Source organism: Ideonella azotifigens, from assembly GCF_006519715.1.
Classification (GTDB): domain Bacteria; phylum Pseudomonadota; class Gammaproteobacteria; order Burkholderiales; family Burkholderiaceae_C; genus Ideonella; species Ideonella azotifigens.
In genome coordinates, this window is the sequence record NZ_VIDT01000815.1 from 1 (window position 1) to 2,183 (window position 2,183).

Annotated in this window: 2 protein-coding genes; both read right to left on the reverse strand. The window is 68.9% G+C overall.

Annotated features, from left to right (window positions below):
* The coding region (locus tag FKP22_RS27995) for a 3-isopropylmalate dehydratase large subunit (RefSeq protein WP_141291318.1) at positions 1-1,113 on the reverse strand (1,113 nt) is incomplete at its 3' end.
* The gene (locus FKP22_RS28000; RefSeq protein ID WP_141291320.1) at positions 1,110-2,042 is read right to left on the reverse strand and encodes an alpha/beta fold hydrolase; all 933 of its coding nucleotides are present in this window, start codon (positions 2,040-2,042) and stop codon (positions 1,110-1,112) included. The genes FKP22_RS28000 and FKP22_RS27995, both read right to left, overlap by 4 nt.
* Between the last annotated feature and the right edge of the window lie 141 nt (positions 2,043-2,183).

A 2,183-nucleotide genomic window follows, 5' to 3' on the forward strand; every position in this document is an offset into this window, starting at 1 on the left:
ATGCGAGCCGACCGTGGCTGCGACCTCGCGCAAGTCCTCGATGCGGCCGTTGGTGCAGGAGCCGATGAACACGTGCTGCACCGGCGTACCGGCGAGCGGCGCACCCGCGGACAGCCGGGTGTAGCGCAAGGCCTGCTCGGCACTGCTGCGCGCCACGGGGTCATCGAAGTCTTGCGGGCTGGGCACGGCGGCGTGCACCGGCAAGGCCTGGTCCGGGCTGGTGCCCCAGGTCACAAAGGGCGACAGCTGGGTTGCGTCGAAGCGATGCTCGACATCGAACACCGCGTCGGCGTCGCTGCGCAGCGTGGCCCAATGCGCCAGCGCGGCTTCGCGCCACGGGCCGTCTTCGGCGAGATCCGGCGCGTGCGCCAGCACGTAGTCCAGCGCTTTCTGGTCCGGCGCGACCAGCGCACCCCGAGCGCCGGCCTCGACCGCCATGTTGCACAGCGTGAAGCGGGCCTCGATCGACAGCGCATCGATGGCTTCGCCGCAGAACTCGACCACGTAGCCGCGCGCCCCTTGCGCGCCGATGCGGGCGATGATCGCCAGCACCAGGTCCTTGGCGCCGGTGCCCCGGGGCAGCCGGCCGTCGACCGTGATGCGCATGTCGCCCGCCAGCCGGTAGACCAGGGTCTGCGTGGCCAGCACATGCTCGACCTCGCTGGTGCCAATGCCAAAACCCAGTGCACCGAGCGCGCCATAGGTCGTCGTGTGGCTGTCGCCGCACAGCACCACCATGCCGGGCAGGATCAACCCATGCTCGGGTGCCACCACGTGTTCGATGCCTTGCAAAGGGTCCTGCGTGTCGAACAGTGCGATGCGGTGCTGCTCGCAGTTGCGGCGCAGGTTGCGCGCCTGCAGTGCCGACGGTGGATCCAGGATCACGCGTTGAGCCACTGGCGCAGCATGCGTCGGGATGATGTGACTGACCACCGCCACATGCTGACCCGGCATCGGGACCGGGCGCCCCTGCGCATGCAAGCCGGCAAAGGCCTGCGGGCTGGTGTACTCGTTCATCAGGTGCAGGTCGCAGAACAGCAGCACATTCTGCTCGTCGAGCAGGTCCACGGTGTGGCTGTCCACCAGCTTGCGGTAGAGCGTGCGGCCGGTCATGCGGCCCTGCCCTGCAGGAACGGCAGGGCTGCGGCCAGCAGCGATTCAGGCGCCTCTTCTGCGATGTAGTGGCCACAGGGGAGTGCGTGGCCACGCACGTCGGTTGCCACGCGCTGCCATTCGGCCAGCGGGTAGAAGCAACGCTGGACCACGCCTTCGGCGCCCCACAAGGCGAGCAACGGCTGGGTCAGGCGACGGCCGGCATCGCGGTCGGCGCGGTCGTGCAAGAGGTCGATGCCAGCGGAAGCGCGGTAGTCTTCGCACAGGCCGTGGGCAGTGCCAGGCAGCGCCGCGGTACGCACGTACTCGGCCAGCGCGCGCGGGTCGAATGGCGCCAGGCCGGCGCTGCGGCGGCCCATCACATCGCGGATGTAGGCGGCAGGGTCGGCGGTGATCAGGCGCTCGGGCAGCGGCGCGGGCTGGATCAGGAAGAACCAGTGCCAATAGGCACGGGCGAACAGCTCGCTGGTCTGCTCGTACATGGCGAGTGTGGGGGCAATGTCCAGCAGCACCAGGCGACTGACCGCATCTTCATGATCGGCTGCCAGCCGGTGCGCGACCCGCGCGCCGCGGTCATGTGCCAGCACCGCGAAGCGCTCGTGGCCCAGGGACTGCATCAACCGGCGCATGTCGCGCGCCATCGTGCGCTTGCTGTAGTTGGCGTGGTCGGCCTCGCCCGCGGGCTTGGACGAGTCGCCATAGCCGCGCAGGTCGGCCAGCACCAATGTGAAGTGACGCGCCAGCACCGGCGCCACGCGGTGCCAGATCGCGTGGGTCTGCGGGTGGCCATGCAGCAGCAGCAAGGGCGGGCCTTCGCCGCCGCTGCGGGCGCGGATGCTCACGCCCACATCGGTCTCGATGAAGTGGGACGCAAAGCCGGGGAACAGCACTTCACCCGGGTCGGCAGACGGTGACAGATTGGCAGGCATGGGGCGCATCGTAGGCTGCCCGCCAGGGAAAGTGTGATCGCAGAGCGCACATCATTGATGCCTGTGGCGACAGAATGGCAGGCATGGATGCCATCTCCGACCTCGGCTTTTTTGTGCTGCTGGCCCGCCAGGGCAGCCTCA